The following is a 24005-nucleotide window of genomic DNA, read 5'->3' on the forward strand; positions in this document are numbered from 1 at the left end:
TTAACTCGTGATCCTGTATAACGCTTGAGGCTTGCCCCATGACTATCAGGAAAGTGTTAATTGCCAATCGAGGCGAAATTGCCGTTCGAATTGCCCGGGCCTGCCAGGAGATGGGCATCAAGGCTGTTGCGATCTATTCAGAGGCCGACCGTTACTCTTTGCACGTCAAGAAGGCAGACGAGTCCTATTGCATCAGCAAAGATCCGCTCTCCGGTTACCTGAACCCCCATCACATCGTCAATCTGGCCGTGGAAACCGGCTGTGACGCCCTGCATCCGGGTTACGGTTTCCTGTCAGAAAACGCCACCCTGGCCGCAATCTGCAAACAGCGAGGCATCCGGTTTATCGGGCCCTCCGCAGAGGTTATCAAGTCGATGGGCGACAAAACCGCGGCCCGTGCCACGGCGATCAAGGCCAATGTACCCGTCACCCCCGGCACCGACGGCAACCTGCAAGATGTCGAAGACGCGGTCATCCAGGCTGACAAAGTCGGCTACCCGGTGATGCTCAAGGCTACCTCAGGTGGTGGCGGCCGCGGCATTCGCCGTTGCGATGACGAAAAGAGCCTGCGCCAGAATTATGATCGGGTGATTTCCGAAGCCACCAAAGCTTTTGGTAGCGCTGAAGTCTTCCTGGAAAAGTGCATCATCAACCCCCGCCATATTGAAGTGCAAATACTGGCGGACAGTCATGGCAACGTCGTTCACTTGTACGAACGTGACTGCTCGATCCAGCGCCGCAACCAGAAACTGATCGAACTGGCGCCCTCCCCTCAGCTCACAGACGAGCAACGGGACTATATCGGCAAACTCGCCGTACAGGTTGCCAGGGGCTGTGGCTATGAGAACGCCGGTACCGTGGAGTTTTTGCTGGACGACAAGGACGATTTCTACTTTATGGAAATGAACACCCGGGTTCAGGTGGAACATACCATCACCGAGGAAATTACCGGGGTGGATATCGTCAAGGAGCAGATTCGCATTGCCGCTGGGGAACCACTGCGGTTCCGCCAGGACCAGATCAGCTATCGGGGCTTTGCTGCCCAGTTCCGGATTAACGCTGAAGATCCGAAGAACGGCTTTCTGCCCAGTTTCGGGCGCATCAGCCGTTATTATTCGGCTGGCGGTCCAGGCGTTCGTACCGATGCTGCCATGTACACCGGCTATGAAATACCGCCCCATTACGATTCCATGTGCGCCAAACTGATTGTTTGGGCGCTGGACTGGGAAGAGTTACTGGACCGGAGCCGCCGAGCCCTGAATGACATGGCAATATACGGCGTGCAGACCACCATTCCGTATTACCAGCAGATACTTCAGCAACCGGACTTCCGCGCCGCGAATTTCAACACCAGCTTCGTGGAAAGCCATCCGGAACTGCTTGAGTACAGCAGTAAAACCAGGCCGGAATCCATCGCTACTGCCATCGCTGCCGCTATTGCAGCCCAGGCCGGCCTGTAGGGACCTTGGGAGACATCATCATGAGCAAGCGTAAAATCCATATCACCGACGTGATCCTGCGGGATGCACACCAGTCCTTGATCGCTACCCGCATGCGCACGGAAGACATGCTGCCGGCGTGCGAATGGCTTGATGCGGCCGGGTACTGGTCGCTGGAATGCTGGGGCGGGGCGACCTTCGACGCCTGTGTACGTTTCCTCAAAGAAGATCCCTGGGCCCGGCTGCGTCAGCTCAGAGAAGCCCTGCCCAATACGCGACTGCAGATGCTGCTCCGGGGACAGAACCTGCTGGGCTACCGGCATTACGCCGATGACGTGGTGGAAGCCTTCTGCCAGAAAGCCGCCGACAACGGTATCGACGTCTTCCGCATCTTCGATGCCCTCAACGACGTCCGTAACCTGGAAACCAGTATCCGGGCCGTCAAGAAAACCGGCAAACACGCCCAGGGCACCCTGTGTTACACCGTCAGCCCGGTCCACAACACCAAAACCTTTGTGACCCAGGCGCAGGCGATGGTAGATATGGGCATCGACAGCATTGCCATCAAGGACATGGCCGGTCTGCTGACGCCCCAGTCCGCATTTGATCTGGTCAGCGAACTCAAGAAAAACTTCAGCCTGCCGGTCTTCCTGCACACCCATTACACTTCCGGCATGGCGACCATGTGCCACTGGGCGGCTATTGAAGCCGGGGTAGACCATATTGATACGGCAATCTCTGCCTTTGCTGGCGGCACCAGCCATCCGCCGACGGAATCCCTGGTGGCGGCGCTGCACGATGCCGGCTACGAGACCGGGCTCAAGCTGGATTTACTAGAGCAGATCACCCAGCACTTCCGGGAAGTCCGCAAGAAATACCACCAGTTTGAAAGCGACTACAACGGCGTCGATACTGCCGTTCTCTTGTCGCAGGTACCAGGCGGCATGATGTCCAACCTGGCCAACCAACTCAAGGAACAGGGCGCGCTCGAGAAAATCCGCGAGGTATTTGCAGAAATACCCAGAGTACGCAAAGACCTGGGCTATCCGCCGCTGGTCACACCAACCTCCCAGATTGTCGGTACCCAGGCGGTGATAAACGTACTGGCAGGCAAGCGATATGACACCATTACCAACGAAGTGAAAAAGTACTTGCAAGGCTGGTACGGCAAGGCTCCGGGTGACATCGATAGCGCCCTCCAGCGCCGGGCGGTGGGCAAGGAAGACCTGATCGACGAACGCCCGGCCAACCTGATTCCCAACGAATTCCACAAGCTCAAGGACCAGATTGGCGAACTGGCCGAGAACGAAGAGGATGTGCTCACCTACGCCATGTTCCCGGATCAGGCCAAGGCTTACCTGGAACAACGCAAAGCGGGTACTCTGCAGCCGGAGCCCCTGGAGCCGCTACCCACGGCAAAAGCTGCGGGCAGCATCTCAACCGAGTTCAAGATCACTGTCCATGGCGAGACTTACGACATTCACGTCACCGGTGCCAGCCCCACCAGCGACACCGAGCGTCGCTTCTACATGACGGTGGATGGCGTGCCGGAGGAAATCTCGCTGGCGTCCCTGGGAGAATTCCGGAAAGACAGCGGCGGGAATGGGCGTGGCAAGGCCAGCAAGGAAGGCCATGTGACCACCACCATGCCCGGCAATATCGTGGAGGTGCTGGTCCAGGAGGGCGATGAGGTCTCTGCTGGGGACCCGGTATTTGTTATCGAAGCGATGAAAATGGAAACCGAGGTCAAGGCCTCGGCCTCCGGCAAGGTTACCGCTGTAAATATCAGGAAAGGTGATCGGGTGACCCCGGGCGAGGTACTGGTGGAAATAGAGTGACCCGAATTAGGCCATCAGAGTAAAAACCTCGTATTGTGGGCTTCAGCAGATAACTCGTTAGCTGATAACTCGAAAAAGGAAAATCAACCATGGCAACCATTACCCGACGCGGCGTTCCCGTTACCACTGCTGGCGACTTGCCAGCAACCGGCAGCAAGGCACCTGAAACAGTATTTACCGGCAATGACCTCGGCGATGTCAGCTTGTCAAGTCTGACTGGCAAACGAGTGATCCTGAATATTTTTCCCAGCATCGACACTCCAACCTGTGCCAAATCCGTGCACCGGTTTAACGAGGCGGCCAGCAAACTGGATAATACCGTTGTGCTGTGTGTGTCTGCCGACCTCCCATTTGCACAGGCGAGATTTTGCGGCGCTGAGGGTTTGAAGCGTGTCACCACGGTTTCCACATTTCGAAGCCCCGCCTTTGGCAAAACCTACGGAGTCGAGATGATGGATGGCCCATTGAGGGGCCTGTTATCCCGCGCCCTCGTGATTATCGATGAGTCCGGCACCATCATTCATACCGAGCAAGTACCCGAGATCGCGCAGGAGCCAAATTACGATGCCGCACTGGCCGCATTAACTAACCAGTAAATAACATTTTTCTCTAAAAAATGTCCGTAAATCCGGACATAAACTGATGACGCTCTGTCCGGATTTCCGGATTAATCACACGTCTAGGCTCCCAGTGCACAAACTCGCTTGACAGCATGGAGGGTGACTGTCTTAACTAGCTGAGTGCAGAATAACTATTCATGGTTTATTTGCTCCCTGATTTACCAATAATAATAACCAGTTGGGTTCTCGCAACGCGGGCCCCTGACTCCAACAAGGTGGTGCGAGTTCTGTGGATAACCAGCCTCAGGAAAACTCCGGTATTCTCACAACCCATGGCCTGACCAAGGATTTCAAGGGTTTTACAGCGGTAAAAGATGTCAACCTGACGGTTCAAACAGGTTCGATACACGCCATTATCGGACCCAACGGTGCTGGCAAAACCACTTTTTTCAATTTGCTGACCAAGTTTCTGATACCGACCTCGGGCCAAATTATCTATGACGGCCAGGACATTACCCGTCGCAAACCGGCGGATATTGCCCAGAACGGCCTGATCCGCTCCTTCCAGATTTCAGCGGTGTTCCCCCACCTCTCAGCTCGCGACAACGTGCGGATTGCGCTGCAGCGCAAACTTGGAGTGTCCTATCACTTCTGGCGCCCCACGCGCATCCTCGACCAACTCAATGAGCGTGCCCAGGCCCTTCTTGAGCAGGTCGGTCTGAAAGACTTCGGTGATATTACGGCGGTCGAACTGGCATACGGTCAGAAACGGGCCCTGGAAATAGCTACCACTATCGCCCTGGAACCGCGGCTAATGCTGCTGGATGAGCCCACTCAGGGCATGAGCGCAGAAGACGTGGGTACGGTGACGGATCTGATCAGAAAAGTCCTTGAGGGCCGGACCATCGTGATGGTGGAGCACAACCTGAACGTGGTGTCGACGCTCGCCGACACCATCACAGTGCTGAATCGGGGTGAGGTTCTCGCCGAAGGCAATTACGAAACCGTGTCGAAAAATCCCGCTGTCATGGAAGCCTACATGGGGACCACCGATGACTAATAAACCCGGTGAAGAGCTACTGAAAATCGAAAATCTCCACGCCTGGTACGGTGAGTCCCATATCCTGCACGGCATGGAACTTTCCGTGCGCGAAGGCGAAGTCATTACGCTGCTGGGGCGCAACGGTTCAGGTCGCAGCACCACACTAAAAGCCATTCTTGGCGTAGTGGGCAAGCGCACCGGATCAATCCGGGTGCGTGGGGTGGAGGTGATAAATATGCCCACCCACAAAATTGCCCATGTGGGTCGGCTGGGTTACTGCCCGGAAGAACGCGGTATTTTCTCATCACTCAACGTGGAGGAAAATCTTGAACTGCCCCCTACCTTGGCCGAAGGTGGCATGTCGGTGGACGAGATCTACCAGATGTTTCCCAATCTGAAGGAGCGCCGCAACAGCCAGGGCTCAAAACTGTCCGGTGGTGAGCAGCAAATGCTGGCCATCGCCAGAATTCTGCGCACCGGCGCAACCCTGCTGCTGCTTGATGAAATTACCGAAGGTCTCGCGCCCGTAATACTGAAATCGCTGGACGGCGTGATCCGTAAACTTCGAGAGCGCGGCTACACCATCGTGCTGGTGGAACAGAATTTTCGGTTTGCGGCCCCATTGGCCGACAGACACTATGTCATCGAGCATGGTCGCGTGGTGGAAACCATTGACGCGGCGGACCTCGAGGCGAAACAAGAGCAGTTGAACAGACACCTGAGTGTCTGACGGAGGGGGCCGGTCGGGTTTCGGCCAGCCCCAATGCAAATAACAACAAGGGGTACAACCATGCTCAATCATTTAATCAAGGGGATAGTCGGGGCCGTCGGCCTTGCCAGCGTCGCGTTGCCAATGACGGCAACCGCCGAACTGTCGGATAACAAAGTCAAAATCGGGGTTCTGAGCGACATGTCCGGCGTGTATAAATCGCTGGAAGGCCCGGGGGCTGTGATCGCAGCTGAAATGGCCATTGAAGATTTTGGTGGCAAAGTGCTGGACCGTCCCATCGAAATCATTTCCGCAGACCATCAGAACAAGCCCGACATCGGCGCCAGTACCGCCCGTGAGTGGATCGATGCTGAAGAAGTCGACATGATCACGGCGCTGGATAACTCTTCGGTTGCGCTGTCAGTCCAGGGCCTGGCCGCTGACAAAAAAATTATCACTATGAATACCGGCGCTGGCACCACCGCCCTGACAGAAGAGCAGTGCAGCCCCTACGGCATTCACTATGTCTACGACACCCATGCACTGCCCGTCGGTACCGCCACCGCGATGGTCGAAAACGGTGGCAAGAAATGGTATTTCATCACTGCCGACTACGCCTTCGGTCACTCACTGCGGGATAACACCGGGGATGTGGTGAAGAGTCTGGGAGGCGAAGTGGTAGGCAACGTCAACGCGCCACTCAGCACCAACGACTTCTCCTCCTACCTGTTGCAGGCACAGGCTTCCGGTGCTGATGTCATCGGTCTTGCGAACGCCGGCCAGGATACGGTCAATGCCATTAAACAGGCTAACCAGTTCCGCATCGTACAGGGCGGCCAGAAACTCGCGGGTATGCTGGTCTTCCTGACTGACGTTCACAGCATGGGGCTCGATATCGCCCAGGGCCTACAGTTCACCACTGCATTCGTCTGGAATCGGAACGACGAAACCATTGAGTGGTCCAATCGCTTCAACGAGCGCCACGGCGCAATGCCAACCATGGTTCAGGCTGGCGTGTATTCAGCGGTTACACACTATCTGGAAGCCGTCAAAGCGGTCGGTTCTGACGAATCCGATGCTGTCCGGAAGCAACTGGGCGAGATGGAGCTGAACGACTTCTTCGTCAAAAACGGCAAGATTGCAGCCAACGGTTCCATGTTGCACGACATGTATCTGGTGGAAGTGAAGAAGCCGGAAGAATCCGAAAGCGAGTGGGACCTGCTGCGTGTGGTCTCCAAGATTCCGGCTGAGACCGCCTTCATTTCGATGGATAAAACCGCCTGCTCCCTGGTCAATAAATCCTGATCAGCCCGACAGCCGGTTTTTAAACGCAACCCGCTGGTGTACGAGGTCCGTTCGCCAGCGTATTCAACCCCTGTAGGGAGTATACGACGTGTCTATTCAGGTCATCCTGGCGCAAGCATTGCTGGGTCTCAATGTGGGTGTCTTTTACGCCATGCTGAGCCTTGGTCTGGCGGTGATCTTCGGGCTACTCAATATCATTAATTTCGCCCACGGGGCGATGTACATGCTGGGCGCCTTTATCGCACTGATCGGCTACTCCTTCATGGACCAGTGGTTTGGCATTTCAATTCAGATCGGTTTCTGGCCATCGTTGATTATTGTTCCCTTGCTGGTGGGCGGCCTCGGCATCCTGATCGAGCGCACCATGCTCAAACGGCTTTACGATCTCGACCATATTTACGGCCTGCTACTGACATTCGGTATTACCCTGATTCTCCAGGGCCTGTTTTCCAACTATTTCAATGTTTCCGGCACCCCCTACCCGGGCCAGCCGGATGCGCTCAGCGGGGTGGTGAACCTCGGGTTCATGTATTTCCCCACCTACCGCCTGTTTGCCATCGTGTTCTCGCTGGTGGTGTGCTTTGCCACCTGGTATGTCATCGAACACACCAAACTGGGCTCCCGACTGCGAGCCGGGGTCGAGAATCCCCAATTGACCCAGACCTTCGGGCTCAATGTTCCGCTGATGGTCACCCTGACCTTTGGTTTTGGCGCTGCCCTGGCGGGCCTGGCCGGGGTATTGGCCGCCCCGATTTATTCAGTCAGCCCGCTGATGGGCGCCGACCTGATCATCGTGGTGTTTGCGGTGGTGGTCATCGGGGGCATGGGGTCGATCATGGGTGCCATCCTCTCCGGCCTCGCGCTGGGGTTGATCGAAGGTTTAACCAAGGTATTTTATCCTCCCGCCGCCAGCACAGTCATTTTCTTCCTGATGGTGCTGGTATTGCTGTTCCGTCCCGCCGGCCTGTTTGGCAAGGAGAAGTGACCCAGTCATGATGAACCGCATACTGTTTGTTCTGATGCTCATCGCGGGTCTGACCGCTCCGTTCTACGCCTACCCGGTGTTTGTGATGGACCTGCTGTGCTTTGCACTGTTCGCCTGCGCTTTCAACCTGTTGCTGGGCTACGTGGGCTTGCTATCCTTTGGTCATGCGGCGTTCTTTGGTGGTGCCGCCTACATTTCCGGCTACGCCATCAAGGCCTGGGGATTCTCCCCGATCTTCGGCATTCTTACAGGCACCGCCTTTGCCCTGATCCTGGGGTTCTGTTTTGGGTATCTCGCGATTCGTCGCCAGGGTATCTATTTCGCCATGGTGACTCTGGCACTGGCTCAGATCGTGTACTTCATGGCACTGCAAATGCCCTTCACAGGCGGTGAGAACGGCTTACAAGGCATCCCGAGAGGGAACCTGTTCGGCTTTATCGACCTGAATGATTCTTTGAACATGTATTACTTCGTGTTCGCGATTTTCCTGATCGGCTTCTGCATCATTTACCGAACTATCCATTCACCCTTTGGCGAAGTGTTGCAAGCGATCCGCGAAAATGAATCCCGGGCCCTGTCACTGGGCTACGACGTCGACCGTTTCAAATTGCTGGCGTTTGTCATCTCTGCCACTCTGGCAGGACTGGCTGGCGCAACCAAGGCCGTCATCTTCCAGTTCGCTGCCCTGACTAACGCTCACTGGCAGACTTCTGGCGAAGTGATCCTGATGACCCTGGTAGGTGGTTTGGGGACTGTGTTCGGGCCAGTGCTCGGTGCCATTACCGTGGGTGCCCTGAGCCATGAACTCGCGTCTTTCGGGTCCTGGGTCCAGGTCATCCTGGGTACGATTTTCGTGATCTGCGTAATGACCTTCCGCCGAGGCATCATCGGTGAGCTGGGCCGGGTTCTCAATAAAAAATAATCGGATCAAACAAGGAGGCAGGATGCGTATTGTTTCGGCCGGGGAAGTAGCACGCTCGCTACCCTGGCACAGTCTGATCGAGCGCCTGGCGCATACGTTCCGGACCGGGGTCGAGTCGCCACCACGACATCATCATGCCATGCAACGGCCCGACGGTGAGGCGACCATGTTGCTGATGCCAGCCTGGGAAAAAAATGGCTACATCGGCATGAAGATGGTCAATGTATTCCCCCAGAATGCTGACGCTGGCCTGCCAGCCATTTCAGGCGTTTATCTGCTCAGTGAGGGTGCCCACGGCCAGCCTCTGGCCTGTATCGACGGCAGCGAACTGACCCGGCGACGGACAGCGGCGGCCTCTGCGCTCGCGGCCCGGGTACTGGCGAGAGAAGATGCCAGCAGTCTGCTGGTTATCGGTACCGGCAAACTGGCGCCGATGCTGATTGAAGCCCACGCAGCTGTGAGGCCGATTACCCGGGTTCGGGTCTGGGGTCGTAATCCGGAGAAATCAGCCGAGTTAGCGGCCCGGTTTGCGGATCGCTTTGATTGCCAGTCAGTGACCGATATCGATGCGGCAGTAACCGAAGCAGATATCGTCAGTTGTGCGACGCTTTCAACTCAGGCCCTGGTTCATGGAGATACGCTGAAGCCCGGCGCCCACCTGGACCTGGTCGGCGCCTTCAAGCCTTCCATGCGAGAGACTGACGCCGAGTGCTTCATCAATAGCGAAGTTTTTGTGGACACCTACGCCGGGGCCATCGGCGAAGCCGGGGATATCCTTCAGGCGATTCGGGAAAACGCGTTCACCGAACAGGACATCAGAGCGGATCTGGCCGAATTGTTGCGGGACGAACATGCCGGGCGCTCCAGCCCGGAGGCCATTACGGTGTTCAAATCTGTCGGCGCATCGCTGGAGGATCTCGCCGCCGCTATCGAAGTGTGGGAGCACCTGAGGACTGAAGACGCCACGGCCTCTTCATGACCGTCATCGCAAGGCGTTGACTGCGTCTCGAATCTGATCCAGTGCCTGGGCCAGAACTGCCCGGCGGGTGCCGATGTTCATCCGCATGAAGCCGCCACCCCCCTCACCGAAACTGGCGCCGGAGTTCATCCCAACCTTCGCTCGTTGAATAAAAAAAGCTTTCAGCTCGGCGTTTGACAGGCCCAGTTTCCGGCAATCGAGCCATAGCAGGTAAGTCCCGTCCGACTCGATGAGCTTAATCTCCGGTACCTGATCCCGCAGGTAATCGCGGACAAACCGGTAGTTGTCCTGCAGGTACATCATCAGCTCGTCCAGCCAGGGTCCACCGTCTCGATACGCTGCCTCGAACGCGGCCGCACTGAATGGGTTGGTCTGCTCCATGTGCAGCGATTCGAAGACCTGCTTCAGCGCCTGTCGCTGGGCCGGATCTGACATCACCAGGGCCGATAACCCGAGGCCGGCAATATTAAAAGTTTTGCTGGGCGCCACCGCGGTGACCAGTTTGTCGTGCGCTGTTGTTAAGCCCGCAAGCATGATGTGCTTCGCCCCCGGATAAATGAGATCACAGTGGACGTCGTCGGAGATAACAGTGAGCCCGTGGCGCCGGGCGATCGCCAACACCGCCTCGAGTTCATTTCGCTCCCAGACTCGGCCCACCGGGTTGTGCGGTGAGCAGAGAAACATCACGCTGGCGTCGGCCGCACAGCGCTCCAGATGTTCGAGATCCATCCGGTAGTAGCCGTCCTCGAGCACCAAAGGGTTTTCAATCAGGCGCCGTCCGGTTTTTTCCACCGCACTTAAAAACGGCGGGTACACCGGCGTCTGGATAATAATGCCATCGCCCGGACCGGCAAACGCCATTGCTGCGGCGTGAAGGGAGGGCACAACACCCGGTGCCATCAGTATCCAGTCACGCTGGATGGCCCAGTCATGGCGAGTGCGAAACCACCGGATCATCACTTCGTAGAGACTGTCAGGGAACAGGCTGTAACCAAAAACCGGGTGACCGGCCCGCTCCAAAAGGGCCTGGCTGATGGCTTCCGGTACCGCAAAATCCATATCCGCCACCCACATTGGTATGACGTCCTCGGTGCCGAATACGGTCTCACGGGCATCAAATTTAACACTGTTGGTATGCTCTCGTGGCAACGCCTGATCAAAGTCTGTGGTCACGGTCTGGTCCTCAATCGTTAACAACACTGCATCAAATGATCTTCAGTATGACCCCACTCTGGCCGACACTTTACGATGTTCTGCCATATTCCTGAAGTCCTTGCGCCTGACTTATGGACAGCGAGATTTGTCCTGACGAGACGTCAGTAACAGTACATTGGGGTATCGCTGGATTTTTCTTATTCAGCCTTCTAGGCTTCAGGAATTCCAGATGTTAAACCCTATGTTTTCGTAATCGGCGAGTGCAGATCTCCGGGCAGTAGATTACGTGTTGTATGGCCGCATCACGGAATTGAGTGCACGATGGTTTCTATCACTACGGAGAGTGTTCATGACCGCTATTGTTGATTTCGTAAACTCTATTCTCTGGGGTTATGTGCTTGTTTACGGACTACTCGGGGTCGGTGTGTTCTTTACGCTCCGTCTCGGGCTCCTGCAATTCGTGCACTTCGGCGAGATGATTCGTGCCATACGCGGCTCCCGGCAAAGCGATAAGTCCGGTATCTCACCCTTCCAGGCCCTCACCACCAGCCTTGCCTCCCGAGTCGGTACCGGCAATCTTGCCGGTGTTGCGGTAGCACTCTATCTCGGCGGCGCCGGTGCGATATTCTGGATGTGGATGGTGGCTCTGGTGGGCATGGCAACGGCCTATGCTGAGAGCACCCTGGCGCAACTGTACAAGGTACGGGACAACAATGGGCAGTATCGTGGCGGCCCTGCAGTCTACCTTACCAAGGGCCTGAATGCGCCCTGGGCGGGCAGCATCTTTGCGGTCTGCCTCATCCTGTCCTTCGGTCTGATTTTCAACGCGGTCCAGGCCAACTCCATTGCAGATGCCGTCGAAGCCGCCTTTGGCATTCCCAAGCTATGGGTGGGCATTGCCATAGCCATTCTGGCAGGGGTGGTCATTTTTGGTGGTATCCGCTCCATCGCACGCTTTGCCGAATTGGTCGTGCCCTTTATGGCCGGTCTTTACGTGCTGGTTGCTTTGGTCATCATGGCGATTAACATCACTGAAGTACCCGGCGTCCTGGCCACAATTGTCAAAAGCGCCTTTGGCCTTGAGGAAGCAGGGGGCGGAGTTGCAGGTTCGGTCACCGCGGCCATGCTTAATGGCATCAAGCGGGGTTTGTTCTCCAACGAGGCCGGGATGGGGTCAGCACCTAACATTGCGGCCACGGCCACGCCCTCACCTCATCACCCCTCCTCCCAGGGACTGGTGCAGGCCTTCGGAGTGTTTATCGACACCATCGTGATCTGTACCGCAACCGCAGTGATGATTCTACTATCCGGGGTGATGGAGCCAGGTTCGGGCGTTACCGGCACAGAACTGACTCAACTGGCTATGGAATTCCACATAGGGGCGGCGGGCACCTACTTTATCGCCATTGCTATTCTGTTTTTTGCTTTTACATCCATTGTTGCTAACTACAGCTACGCAGAAAACGCACTTTATCATCTGGGGGGTGGCAACACCGTCGGCGTCACTTGTCTAAGGCTGGCAGCCCTGGGCATGGTAGTTTGGGGCTCGTACCAGGCAGTAGTTACGGTGTTCAATGCAGCCGACGCCTCCATGGGACTGATGGCCACCATCAACCTAATTGGTATCGTGATGCTGTCCGGAACCGTCGTAAAACTGACCAAGGATTATCTCGCCCAGCGCAAATCGGGCGAAATGCCACGGTTCAAGCTCGCGGACTATCCGGAATTGGACAAAAAAATCGATAACGACATCTGGCGCTAACGGTTTGGTATCCACAGCTGGTGGTCGCGTACCCACTCATGGAACGCTTCTGCTGGCATCGGTCTTGCGAAATAGTAACCCTGACCAAAATCACAGTGTACCTGGCATAGAAACCGTTGGTCAGCCTCGGTTTCTATGCCCTCAGCCACGACTTTCATACCCAGGTCATGGGCCATACGAATGGTGGATTTTACAATCACCTGATTTTCGGGGAACTGGCTGATGTTGGTGACGAAGCTCTGATCAATTTTGAGAACTCCGGCTTTCAGGTCCCGAAGATATGCCAATGATGAGTAGCCAGTCCCGTAGTCATCAATGGAAATACCTGCCCCGGCATCCGCCAATTGATCAACCAGCTCCAGAGCACGTTGCGGATTGCTCATGAAGGCCGTTTCAGTCACTTCAAATTCGAACTGGCAGTAACCGCTGGAACTTCTCAGCAGCGCGCATAATCGCTGGATGAAACCTGCGTCCTGGACAAGCCGCGCAGACAGATTGACCGCCAGGTGCGGAGGCAGGCCACAGCTTGCCCAGTAATCTTCCCGTTCGAGTATCTTTTCCATCACCCAAATGGTCAGCGGCGCTATCTGACGGGAGTTCTCCGCCACCTCGATAAAGGTACCCACCGGCACGCCAGACCGTTGGGCCTGAGGCCATCTCAACAGCACTTCGGCACCTATAACGGTGCCATCACTGAGCGCCAGTTTAGGCTGGTAGGCTAGCCGGAACTCGTTGCGCCGGATGCCGGTCCTGATGGCCGGGACTAATTCGAGACGGCGAACGGCCTCCCGGCTGTCCTCCTCCGTGAAGTACCCGATGGCCTCCTCCGCTTTTTTGGCAGCCATCATGGCGTTGGTCGCGGTGCGAAGTAACCCCTCTGCCTCGTTGAGGCCCACCAACGTCGACTCTACTCCGGTCTGAAAATGGGGTTTGACTCTCGACTGGTCTAACTCGCAGATACCGACGGTAGCGGATATCTGGATACTCACGGTGTCATCATCATGGGTAATAACAACAGGCGCCTTCAGCGCCGCCAACAGTCTGACCCCACAAGCCCGGCCACCCTGTTCAAAGGCCACACCCGGTAACCAGACAGCAAAGGTATCACCCCCAGCTCGCGCCACTATCTGACCATTGGCCAGAGTCGATCTCAGGCGAGCCCCTACCTCTCTCAGGACCCGATCACCAACAGCGTGGCCATAAGTGTCATTTACTTCCTTGAAATAATCGAGATTCAGCACCAACAGGCTGACGCAAACATGTTCGGGTATTTCACGATTTACCCGCCGGAAAAACTCGTTTCGATTAATCAGGCCGGTGAGGGTGTCATGGGTGGCCAGGTAGCGGAGCTCCCGTTCCCGCTGAACCCGTTCGCTCAGATCACGCACCACAATGGTGTAAAGGTGGTAATCCGACATGACCACTTCGCTGATGGTCACTTCCACCGGTATCGCTTGCCCGGCTGCATCCTTCAGGACTGTGTCGAACGGTGCCCGGGAAACTTCATCCAGCTTCTGGTTCAGCTCAGGTAATCGCTCGGCAATCGGTTTACCCATCAAATCCGCTTCGCTGAAGCCCGTTAACTTATGGGCCGCCGGGTTGAGGCGGACAATTTGACCGTCATCGTCAATGCAAAGAATGCAGTCATTAGCGGTGCTTACAATGCGATCCAACAAGGCTTGCTCGTCCCGTAACCGGACTTGCGCCAGCAGGCGCTCGAATATTTCGACGTCGAGTCTCGCAATGCTCATACCCAGAAAGACCAGCCACCAGAGTAACAGCGGAGCGACCAGAAACATCATCAGCCCGACCTGATAGTAAGCCAACCCAACGAGCATGGGCCAGGCAACCGAAATGACAATCCCGCTAAGAATGCCCTGACGCCAGGGCAAGCGCAGGAAAAGTTTGACCGCTGCAAATCCGAAGACCAGAAGGAGCACGGCTTCTCCTGCCTGGCTTAACCGGGCAAGTCCGCCCTGCTTCAATGTCTGAATCCCCAAAGCCTGAATCACGACCCCGGGTAACGCCCGATGTATCGGCGTGGCCAGAATATCGCCGAGTTCGATGGCCGTGGCGCCGATCAGAATGTCCTGACCACGGAGTCGGGCTGGGTCAATCCCGCCATTGATCAGATCTATAAAGCTCACATACTCGAACGAGCGCGGGTCAATGCTGTAGTCAACCCAGGTAGATCTGCCATACACGCCAGCCATCGCGTTCCAGGCAGCAGGATAAGTCTGCTCCCCCCATCGTATCTGTGCGTCCAGAAACCGGATCAGCCCATCATCTGTCGGTTGCATGTTGACGGCGACCAGGTCGCTGAACTGGCGAAAGCGTTCCAGGGGCTGTTGAAACATCAATTCCAGTCCCTGATGGGAATCTGGCTGGACAAAGGCGGGCAAATGCAGTGGGGCGGTAGCGGAGAAATTTTGCATCGCTTCAGCCAGCAGCTGATCTTGCTGTTCAGTAGACTGCGCACTGAGATCGATGTCTATCATTAAGGACGCTACGTCTGCTTGCTGCAGACGGGAAAGGGCCTGGGCATATAGCTCGCGGGGCCAGGGCCACTGACCGACGGCATCCACGCTGGCCGAATCGATTTCAACAATGACGAGAATACTGTCTGCAGGCTGGATCATCAGGGCCACCAGCCCATCCCTGGCCATGTACTCAGAGCGCTCCAACGCCTCCGAAAGCCAAAGCAGAGTTACCAGTACCCCAGCAACTACTCCCACCCACAACATTCTTGTGTGACGTCGGCGGGCGTTATCTGGTTTCAGACGATCCGGACCCATGAGTGGCGTCAGTCTTCTTCATCGTCATCGCCGTCATCACCGCCCCCGTCTTCTTCACCCACTGGGCCCCCATCATCACCGCCAAGACCACCGTCCTCTTCATCATCTGGAACTTCTTCATCACCTGGACCTTCGTCATCACCACTAGGGCCACCGTCTTCTTCACCTTCCATACCCAAATCGTCTTCCGGAGCCATATCTTCATTGACATCGTCTTCAGCGCGTTGCTCTGCTTCCATCTCTCGCAGACTCTCCAATTCCTCGCCAAAGCCTCCATCATCAGCTCCGGACCCGACCTCTTCGCTGGCGAGCCCCTCTGCGCTGGCGCCCGATACGTTCGGTTGCCCCGCGTCCCCGCCGCCGTCAGGCGAGGTGCTTGTTTCCAGTGAACGCATGCCTTCGCTGGTCCCGGCTTCGACAACATCTCCGTCTTGCATCATTTGCAGTTCGCCCGAAGCGAGATCCTCCACTTCCAGCGAACCCTCCATTAGCGTGACAAACGAGCCGGTATCACTGCTGACCACGACAAACTCGGTACCTTTCACCGTCGAGACCAAAAAGGGAGTTTCCACACTGAACTCATCCGGACGTCGTTCAATCCGGTAGAGGACAGTACCCAGCCATTGTTTAACCCGCTTCACCAGTCCTTCCGGCTCCTCAGCCGGCGGCTCGAGTGTTACCCGGGTGTTACTTTTCAGGGTGAATGTTGAGCCCTGCTGGGATAACCGCGCACCACTGTTTTGCCCGGCCCGGATTTCCGATGGCAGGTCCAGTCTCATTCCCGTCGCCATCGGCTGCCACTCTTGACTTTTCGGCATCCGGAATTCAACTTGGCCGGTAACTGTGTCCGCCGTTACCGGCTCCGCACTGAGGGCAGAGGCGAAAATTGCTTGGGCTGCAATACCGATAATACCGAAACAAAACAATAAGTTAGTACGGATCATGCGATACAACTCCAAGCTTAAAGAATTCTGTTTACGCTACAGATGAGCCCTGTAACCACTACAAGAGGTTAGCATTTTCTCGCTGTTTAATGCGGTGCCAAGACCTGATTAGCCCCCACAGGATGGATATTTAATGAAGTTTTACACTTTGGCTGCCTGGTTGTTTGCTGTAATTGTCCCGTTAGAAGCTGCAGCACAAACGGCCAGAGAACCTGTGGTTGGAGCCATTCTCTTTGACGGCATTAACGCGTTCGCCGATGACCGCCTGTTCCCTCTTTACCACGATATGCTTGGCAACCCTTTTGACGAGACCCGCCAGGAGCAACTGAAAAAAGCCCTCAAAGAGCTCTACCAAGACAGTGGCTTTCAAACCCCGGCGATCACTATCCGTCAGTCGGATGCGAATATCTGGCGCGTATTTGTCGAGGAAGCTCACATTACGTTCCTTTCAGTGGAGGGTTTCGGGACTACAGGTAACGCTCGCCTCAAGCAACTGGCACAGCCGGTACTGGATTACCGGGGATCGCTGTCCAAGCTTCAACTGGACGCTATTGAGCAACGCCTTGAGCGCGCGGCAGACCGTCCTGTCGCCGTCAACGTCAAAGCCAGCGATTCACAATCGGGTGACTATCACCTTGAAATTACTGCCCAGCGCCAAATCCACGGCGAACTGACCTACAGTTTTGAAGGCAGTGAGCGTCTGGGCCAGCAGCTTGTCTATGGTCGGTTGGTCATTGACAACCCGGTAGCGTCCATCTCCCAGGCATACATTTCTGCCCTGCACACTCTGGAATCCGATGCCTACCAGAACATCGGCGCTGGTTTTACCCTCGCACCGGCGCTGGACCATAGAGTTTCTCTGGCCACCAGCTTTGCCCAGGCAAAACCCCGCGATGCCAACGGTGACGAGGTCTATAACCGACAGTGGTATCGGTTGCAATGGCGTCATCAAGCGATTCAGGAAGGCCGTCGTGAGCTGTCGGTCGGCAGCGACTTATCTGTGCGGGACTATACCCGGGATCTTGATAACGTCGAAAGAATCGATGAACGTCTGCGAGTCGCTGGAGTGTTCCTCGACAATCGCTGGCGTTGGCAAGACCGAACTCTGCGTTGGTATCTCGGTGGACGGCAAGGCATTGATGGGCTCGGCGCCCAACGTGAAGGCCCAGGCGCCACCCGCGACACTAGCCTGGGTTTCGGGCTGGTGAAAACATCCGCAACAATATGGCAACGGCTGCCAGCAGGTCTGACCTTGCGGGCGGACTTTGGCGCGCAGTACACCCGTGATTACCTGCCGTTCTCCGAGCGCTTCAGCCTCGGCGGTAACCGCTATGCCAGAGCTTATGAGCCTGGTGAATTCAGCGGGGATCGCGGCCTTGGTACCAAGCTCGAATTACGCAAGGGCTTTGACCGGGGAGGGGGGATAGCGGGCCGATTCATACCCTATGTCTACTACGGCGTTGCACGAGTATTCGATAACGAGCGCAATGATCGGGAGTCCGGCGCATCTGCTGGCATTGGATTGCGCTGGCTGGGGGAAAGCGCCCGGGCCTACGTTGAAGTGGGGCAACCTTTAACCACCGAATCCGAATATCGCGACGACGATTTCCGGGCTACCGGACGATTGATCGTCGCCTTCCCATAGAAAGTCAGGGCGCTCCTCCGGGACCCGGAAGGTCATTAGTCTCTTGTGTCTAATGACCTCTCCCGCATCCGCATCTACCGACTTAGATGTGACCCTGGCTTCTCAGGTAATCATCGTAACTACCACTAAAATCGGTTACCCCATCTGCGCTCAGCTCGACAATGCGGGTGGCCAATGACGATACGAACTCCCGATCATGGCTGACGAATATCAGCGTGCCCGGATAATTTTCCAACGCCAGATTCAACGCCTCAATGGATTCCATATCCAGGTGATTGGTAGGCTCATCCATCAACAGCACGTTGGGTTTTTGCAGGATCAGCTTGCCGAATAACATGCGGCCCTGCTCGCCACCGGAAATGACCCTTACCGATTTTTCGATGTCGTCACCGGAAAACAGCATACGGCCTAAAGTGCCGCGGACCAGTTGTTCGCCACCGGTAGTCCACTGCGCCATCCACTCACTGAGATTGTCGTCGGCAGCAAAGTCCTCGGTGTGATCCTGCGCGAAGTAGCCCACCTCGGCGCTATCGGTCCATTTGACTTCGCCCTTGTCCGGCGTCAATTTGCCAGCCATACACTGCAACAAGGTGGTTTTACCAATGCCGTTCGGGCCTATGATGGCAACCCGCTCTCCGGCTTCGATTTGCAGGTCCAGCCGGGAAAGCACCGGTTCGTCCTCGAAGCCTTTCGACAGATTTTTCAGGGTGACGGCTTGGCGATGCAACTTCTTGGTCTGCTCAAACCGAATGAACGGACTGATTCGGCTGGACGGTTTGACCTCTTCCAGTTGGATCTTGTCGATCTGACGGGCACGGGACGTCGCCTGCTTGGCCTTGGAGGCATTGGCGGAAAAACGGCTGACAAACTGCTGCAACTCGGCAATCTGGGCCTTCTTCTTGGCGTTGTCTGACAGCATGCGCTCCCGGGCCTGGGTGGCGGCGGTCATGTATTCATCGTAGTTGCCGGGGAACAGCCGCAATTCGCCGTAATCCAGGTCAGCCATATGGGTACAGACGCTGTTCAGAAAGTGGCGGTCGTGAGAGATGATCACCATGGTGCTGTTGCGGGCGATCAGAATGCTTTCCAGCCAGCGGATGGTGTTAATGTCCAGGTGGTTGGTGGGCTCGTCCAGCAGCAGGACATCCGGATCAGAGAACAGGGCCTGAGCCAGCAGTACCCTTAATTTCCAGCCGGGTGCCAGTGCACTCATCGGTCCATCGTGCTGAGCGAGCGGTATCTCCAGGCCCAACAACAATTCGCCAGCACGGGATTCGGCGGTATAGCCGTCCATTTCGGCGAACTGGACTTCGAGGTCCGCCACCGCCATACCATCGTCTTCGCTCATCTCTGGCAACGAATAGATGCGGTCACGTTCCGCTTTCACGTGCCAGAGTTCTTCGTGACCCATGATGACGGTATCGATCACCGAGCAATTCTCAAAGGCGAACTGATCCTGCCGCAACTTGCCGAGCCGGACATTGGGCTCAAGCATAACCTGGCCGCCCGAGGGCTCAAGATCCCCCCCCAGAATCTTCATGAAGGTGGATTTGCCGCAGCCGTTGGCGCCGATCAGACCGTATCGGTTGCCGTTGTTGAATTTGACTGAAACGTTCTCGAACAGGGGCTTGGCCCCGAATTGCATGGTGATATTGGCAGTAGAAATCAACGAAAGAATCCATTTACAGTGGAGCGCTGCACGGGGCAGGCGCGGAAAAGCGAAGATTGTACAGGTTTTGAGCGTCCGGGTGTCAGAGCTTGCTGAAAGCAGGGTAAGGAAAAACCGGAACTCACGAACCTCTGCCTGGCCCTGGACATCAATCCGCAACAAAACCTCACTACGTCGCATCAGGCGACAAATCTTTTAATGTTGTTTACAGTTACGACAAGGCGCGCCACGTATAGGAATCTACAAACAACAAAGTGTAGCAGGGAGCAATTGTGAACATGCAGGACAATTCAAGGCCAGGCAGGCACAAAGAAAGCCGCCGGCCACAGTTCTGGCGGGTAGCGCAACGTTGCTGTCAGATCGCAGCCACTGTCGATGTGGCGTTTTTCTTTCTTTTTCACCTGCTCGGCTCACCCATTCTTGCGTGGATCAACATCATCAGCGTAACAATGTATGTGGTGGCGTATTTTGCCCTCAGCACACGCCGTAATCGCATTGCGATAGCGTTGATCTGGTGCGAAGTCATTACCCATGCGGCCGTCGGGACTGTGATGATTGGTTGGGACAGCGGCTTCCATTATTACCTGTTGATGTTCATTCCGGCCCTGTTTGTCAGCATGAGCTCACGCCCAGCGTGGATTTCAGTCGCCTGCCTGTGGGGATTTTATGTCTTGCTGGACGTCACTATGCGTTTTGTGGCCCCTCTGCAGCCGATCTCTCCAAATGCGCTGCTGGGTGTGCACCTGTTCAATCTTACGGTGGTGTTTGCCATGTTCAGTTACCTGGCGTTCTACTACATGTCACTGGTGACCGCTGCCCACCGCAAGCTGGGGCGCATGGCGACCACGGACTCCCTGACCCGGCTTTACAACCGCCGTCACACGGTGCATCTGGCAGAGAAGGAGATTGCGCGCTGGCATCGCAACCCCTCCCCCCTCGCTTTCCTGTTACTGGATGTCGACCATTTCAAACCCCTCAATGATCGTTATGGTCATGAGCTTGGTGACAGGATACTGTCCGATATCAGCACTGTAATCACCGGCGCTCTGCGGGAGCAGGATTTTATCGGCCGCTGGGGTGGAGAGGAGTTTCTGGCGGTATTGCCGGACACTGATCGTGATCAGGCACTCATTACAGCCGAGCGAATACGCCTAGCGGTAGCCGGAACCTTCTGGGAGTTCGAGGCCGAGAACCTGTCAGTCACCATCAGTATTGGGGTAAGTGAATACGGCGCCAATGAAGACCTTAATACCGCCATTGCCCGGGCAGACAAGGCCCTTTACCTGGGGAAAGACCGTGGCCGCAACCGGGTTGAACTCGCGACCGCCTGAGTCACCCCAACCGGACCGCGTTCAAAATCTGCAGAGCTCAGAACGTGGTCGCCAGCACGGTCCCCATCTTCTCCTGGCCGAATGCTTGCTCAAACCGATCACCGCTCCAGGCAGGGTGGCCTGCGATCATCACCAGAGACACCACTCCGTCTGACCGGTTCACCAGCTGTTCATGCTGGAACTCCTCCCGGAACTGGCGCCGGACGCTGTTGTTGTGATCGAAGCGGCGCAAAGCGAACGGATCAATCAGCGTGATGTCGGCCTGATCCCCTACTTCGATGCTGCCGCCCTGTACGCCAAAGACTCGCGCGGGATCCCGGGTCAGGCGCTTTACCATATAGGCGACATCCTCATCACCGCCGTCAGAGGCCATTTTTAGCGCCCGCAGGTTGCCATCGTAAAACGCCATATTGGTCAGGTGCGCACCGCTGTCGTTGAAGCCGGGTAACAGTTGTGGGTCCATCAGCAGCTTGCGGACTACGGCTTCATCCCGGTTGGCGGACACGGTGTACCAGCTCAGCTTACGGTCGAACGCCCGCAACATGCCCAGCATGAAATCGCCTTCATCCCGAACAGCGGTAAAGTATTCGGCCAATACCGTCTTTTCAGCCTCCGTGAATGCCGTATTCTCGCCCGCATTGTAAGCCTTGACGCGATCAAAAACCGCCTGGAAGTCCAGGCCCTGCCAATCCACGAGCGGGCAGACATCGACGGTCATATCCGCCAGGGTACGGTTGAAGGCGTAGTCTTCCAGTCTCATTAGCCGTTTGAGGCGGGCGAGGCCAAAGCCGCTTTTGCCGGTCATCCACATGGCTTTGAAGCTTTTGATATAGTCCGGATCGTTGAGGATTTGCATTCGGGTATCCCGGTCTTCCAGCTCAACCTCGTTCAGGGTGCGGAGCTCGGCAATTTCCTCAGACAGCGGCGTCACGGCACCATCCGACCACACCTTGAAAGGTGCAGCCAATGCCTGTAAATGAAAATCACCGTTAAGCAACCGCGAGTTCAACACCCGGGCAAGTAGCCGGGCCAGGCGTACAATCTTGCGATTGCTTTGCACGTCCAGCGCCGCCACGACGGTGGTTTTCAATGGTTTGCCATGGAATCGTCCGCAGCTCAGCAAGAAGGTCTTGATGGTACCGATGGTGCTGTCTTTTGGTGGAGTGGCCTGCCAGACCGCGCCTTTTTGTCGCACCACCTCGGTCAATCTTTTAATTTCCGGGTACCTGGCAAACTGCGTTGGTATGGTTTTGTGGGTGTTGGGCTGGTTGGCCAGGTAGTGGAACGGCAACGCATCAGTGGAGAAACCGGCATAGCCGTCATCCAGAGCCTGTGCCAGCAGGGCTTCCATAGCCTGAAGCTCGTCTTCGGTCGGGTCCCGGGAGACACTCGCCTCAAAGCCCATGACTTCAATCCTCAACATGGAATGAGGCACCAGGGTAACCAGGTTCGGTCCCAGACGGAGCGTATTCAAATGCTGTAAATATGCCTTGGGATTGTCCCAGTCGACTTTATCCGCCGTCGCCCGCAGCACGGATTTGGGAATGTTCTCGACCCGGGCATAACAGTCCACGATCGGGTCCGCGCCTGCTGTGCGTTGGGCGCCGAATGCCAGACCCAGGCTACAATTGGCTATGACCACCGTAGTAGTGCCATGGCGGACGGATTCGGGCAGGCCCGGCGCTACTTCCAGCTCCAGGTCGTAATGGGTGTGGATATCGAACAGGCCGGGCATCGCCCAACGCTCACTGCCATCAATGACCTTGCGCGCGAGGCTGGCGTCCAGATCCGGCCCCCGGGCTGCAATACGACCGCTGGCAATCGCAATGTCTTCAATTGGCGGAATGGGCGCGCCACTGCCATCAAAGACTTTTGCGCCCTGAATCAGAAAATCCCATGGTTTATCGCTCATAACCGCCTCACGTATTGTTATTCTGGTGCTCAAAGTAAGCTGCCAGTAACTGCGCGCCTTTTTCGATCAAATCATCCCGCCCGATCCATTAACAACGTCTCGCCCTCGGCCATGACCTAGGCTAAAGCCGGATCGACGCGGCGCCGATCGTCCAGAACCTCATGCAACCCGGACTCCTGCTGGTGGAAGTCGTACACGAATCCCAACGCCTGACGGAACACTTCCCGAATACTGGCGCCCTGAGTGTCCGCTAAGCATGCTTCAAACGGCTTGTACTCACAACGGCAAGGCCCTGTTCCACAATCTGATCACTTCCATCCGCAACTAAAAGCAGTTGGCGAGGTGATCTGATCTGAGAGGATTTGGCCTTTCTTACTAAGGTCTTGTTCCGCTGACTCTTTAGGCCAGATCGAGCCTAATAACCTCCTAAAAACATGACAAACTTTTCATGATTCCAGTTGAAGTTTATGCCTTATATACAAAGGCTTATTTAATTTAAGTTGTTAACTGCATCTAGTTATTAAGCCATTGCCCTCCCTACCTGTCTGCTTATTCACTTCGCTTTACAATCCAATTGCTATAGTTTCAGGTATCACTTGGTTACATATACAAAAAAGAGGAGTCCATGCATGAAGCCGCATCAATATTTAGGGCGAACTGTTGTCATTTTTGGGCTAGCGGCGACTCTTGCCGCTTGCGCAGGGCCTGGGCCTAAACCGGATAGCGAACTGCAGACTGCTGAGTCCGCCATACAGCAAGCGGAAGCATCGGATGCCAGGGAATTCAATCCTATTATCCTGAACGATGCGCAGAACAAGGTTGCAGACGCACGCGAATTGATCGAGCAGGAGAAGTATCCCGAAGCCGAACGATTGCTTGAGCAGGCCGAGGTTGATGCGCAACTTGCAGGCGCCCGCTCTGAAACAGACAAAGCTCGAGATGCCGTTCAGCAGCTGAACAAAAACATCGAAACTCTTCGCCAGCAGATGCAGGCTGAGCAACAGTAAGGCCCG

18 protein-coding genes are annotated in these 24005 nt (G+C 55.9%); 13 read left to right on the top strand and 5 right to left on the bottom strand.

Annotation, left to right across the window (positions count from 1 at the left end; genetic code table 11):
* Positions 1-38: 38 nt before the first annotated feature.
* The 9 genes from WEB64_RS04315 (at position 39) to WEB64_RS04355 (ending at position 9779) form a co-directional block, all read left to right on the top strand.
* Positions 39-1460 (top strand): acetyl-CoA carboxylase biotin carboxylase subunit, encoded by a 1422-nt coding sequence (locus WEB64_RS04315; protein ID WP_368061593.1) that lies wholly within the window; start codon positions 39-41, stop codon positions 1458-1460.
* A 20-nt stretch (positions 1461-1480) separates the two neighbouring features.
* Positions 1481-3277 (top strand): sodium-extruding oxaloacetate decarboxylase subunit alpha, encoded by a 1797-nt coding sequence (gene oadA, locus WEB64_RS04320; RefSeq protein WP_368061592.1) that lies wholly within the window; start codon positions 1481-1483, stop codon positions 3275-3277.
* Positions 3278-3366: 89 nt separating this feature from the next.
* Positions 3367-3873: a thiol peroxidase gene (gene tpx, locus WEB64_RS04325; protein ID WP_368061591.1), complete on the top strand. Its 507-nt coding sequence runs from the start codon at positions 3367-3369 to the stop codon at positions 3871-3873.
* Between the two features lie 253 nt (positions 3874-4126).
* Positions 4127-4897 carry an ABC transporter ATP-binding protein gene (locus tag WEB64_RS04330; protein WP_368061590.1) on the top strand — a complete coding sequence of 257 codons (771 nt, stop codon included), beginning with the start codon at positions 4127-4129 and terminating at the stop codon, positions 4895-4897.
* On the top strand, positions 4890-5609 hold the full coding sequence (locus tag WEB64_RS04335) for an ABC transporter ATP-binding protein (protein WP_368061589.1): 720 nt from the start codon (positions 4890-4892) through the stop codon (positions 5607-5609). Before WEB64_RS04330 ends, WEB64_RS04335 begins: the two co-directional genes overlap by 8 nt.
* Before the next feature lie 60 nt (positions 5610-5669).
* Positions 5670-6893: an ABC transporter substrate-binding protein gene (locus WEB64_RS04340; RefSeq protein WP_368061588.1), complete on the top strand. Its 1224-nt coding sequence runs from the start codon at positions 5670-5672 to the stop codon at positions 6891-6893.
* Positions 6894-6981: 88 nt separating this feature from the next.
* The gene (locus WEB64_RS04345) at positions 6982-7878 is read left to right on the top strand and encodes a branched-chain amino acid ABC transporter permease (RefSeq protein ID WP_152205647.1); all 897 of its coding nucleotides are present in this window, start codon (positions 6982-6984) and stop codon (positions 7876-7878) included.
* A gap of 7 nt (positions 7879-7885) precedes the next feature.
* Positions 7886-8800 carry a branched-chain amino acid ABC transporter permease gene (locus WEB64_RS04350; protein ID WP_368061587.1) on the top strand — a complete coding sequence of 305 codons (915 nt, stop codon included), beginning with the start codon at positions 7886-7888 and terminating at the stop codon, positions 8798-8800.
* A gap of 22 nt (positions 8801-8822) precedes the next feature.
* Entirely contained in the window at positions 8823-9779 is a 957-nt protein-coding gene (locus tag WEB64_RS04355; protein ID WP_368061586.1) for an ornithine cyclodeaminase family protein, read from the top strand.
* A gap of 3 nt (positions 9780-9782) precedes the next feature.
* On the opposite strand, the gene WEB64_RS04360 is transcribed toward WEB64_RS04355, so the two are convergent.
* Positions 9783-10952 carry a MalY/PatB family protein gene (locus tag WEB64_RS04360; RefSeq protein ID WP_368061585.1) on the bottom strand — a complete coding sequence of 390 codons (1170 nt, stop codon included), beginning with the start codon at positions 10950-10952 and terminating at the stop codon, positions 9783-9785.
* Between the two features lie 331 nt (positions 10953-11283).
* On the opposite strand from WEB64_RS04360, the gene WEB64_RS04365 reads away from it, so the two are divergent.
* Positions 11284-12696: an alanine/glycine:cation symporter family protein gene (locus tag WEB64_RS04365; RefSeq protein ID WP_368061584.1), complete on the top strand. Its 1413-nt coding sequence runs from the start codon at positions 11284-11286 to the stop codon at positions 12694-12696.
* Here WEB64_RS04365 and WEB64_RS04370 read toward each other — a convergent pair.
* Positions 12693-15431 carry an EAL domain-containing protein gene (locus WEB64_RS04370; protein ID WP_368061583.1) on the bottom strand — a complete coding sequence of 913 codons (2739 nt, stop codon included), beginning with the start codon at positions 15429-15431 and terminating at the stop codon, positions 12693-12695. The two genes, WEB64_RS04365 and WEB64_RS04370, sit on opposite strands and share 4 nt — an antisense overlap.
* 68 nt (positions 15432-15499) lie before the next feature.
* The gene (locus WEB64_RS04375) at positions 15500-16435 is read right to left on the bottom strand and encodes a FecR domain-containing protein (RefSeq protein ID WP_368061582.1); all 936 of its coding nucleotides are present in this window, start codon (positions 16433-16435) and stop codon (positions 15500-15502) included.
* A 133-nt stretch (positions 16436-16568) separates the two neighbouring features.
* On the opposite strand from WEB64_RS04375, the gene WEB64_RS04380 reads away from it, so the two are divergent.
* Positions 16569-18080, top strand: a complete 1512-nt coding sequence (locus WEB64_RS04380) for a ShlB/FhaC/HecB family hemolysin secretion/activation protein (protein WP_368061581.1) — start codon at positions 16569-16571, stop codon at positions 18078-18080.
* An 82-nt stretch (positions 18081-18162) separates the two neighbouring features.
* On the opposite strand, the gene WEB64_RS04385 is transcribed toward WEB64_RS04380, so the two are convergent.
* Positions 18163-19749: an ABC-F family ATPase gene (locus WEB64_RS04385; RefSeq protein ID WP_368061723.1), complete on the bottom strand. Its 1587-nt coding sequence runs from the start codon at positions 19747-19749 to the stop codon at positions 18163-18165.
* A 278-nt stretch (positions 19750-20027) separates the two neighbouring features.
* Here WEB64_RS04385 and WEB64_RS04390 point away from each other — a divergent pair, with 278 nt between their 5' ends.
* Complete coding sequence (locus tag WEB64_RS04390) at positions 20028-21080, top strand: GGDEF domain-containing protein (RefSeq protein ID WP_368061580.1); 1053 nt, start codon at positions 20028-20030, stop codon at positions 21078-21080.
* A 37-nt stretch (positions 21081-21117) separates the two neighbouring features.
* Here the strand turns inward: WEB64_RS04390 and WEB64_RS04395 are convergent, their stop codons facing one another.
* Complete coding sequence (locus tag WEB64_RS04395; RefSeq protein WP_368061579.1) at positions 21118-22992, bottom strand: amidohydrolase family protein; 1875 nt, start codon at positions 22990-22992, stop codon at positions 21118-21120.
* A gap of 629 nt (positions 22993-23621) precedes the next feature.
* On the opposite strand from WEB64_RS04395, the gene WEB64_RS04400 reads away from it, so the two are divergent.
* A complete protein-coding gene (locus WEB64_RS04400; protein ID WP_368061578.1) occupies positions 23622-23999 on the top strand; it encodes a DUF4398 domain-containing protein in 378 nt (125 codons plus the stop codon).
* The last annotated feature ends 6 nt before the right edge of the window (positions 24000-24005 follow it).

Source organism: Marinobacter sp. (genome assembly GCF_040882185.1).
Taxonomy (GTDB): Bacteria; Pseudomonadota; Gammaproteobacteria; order Pseudomonadales; family Oleiphilaceae; genus Marinobacter.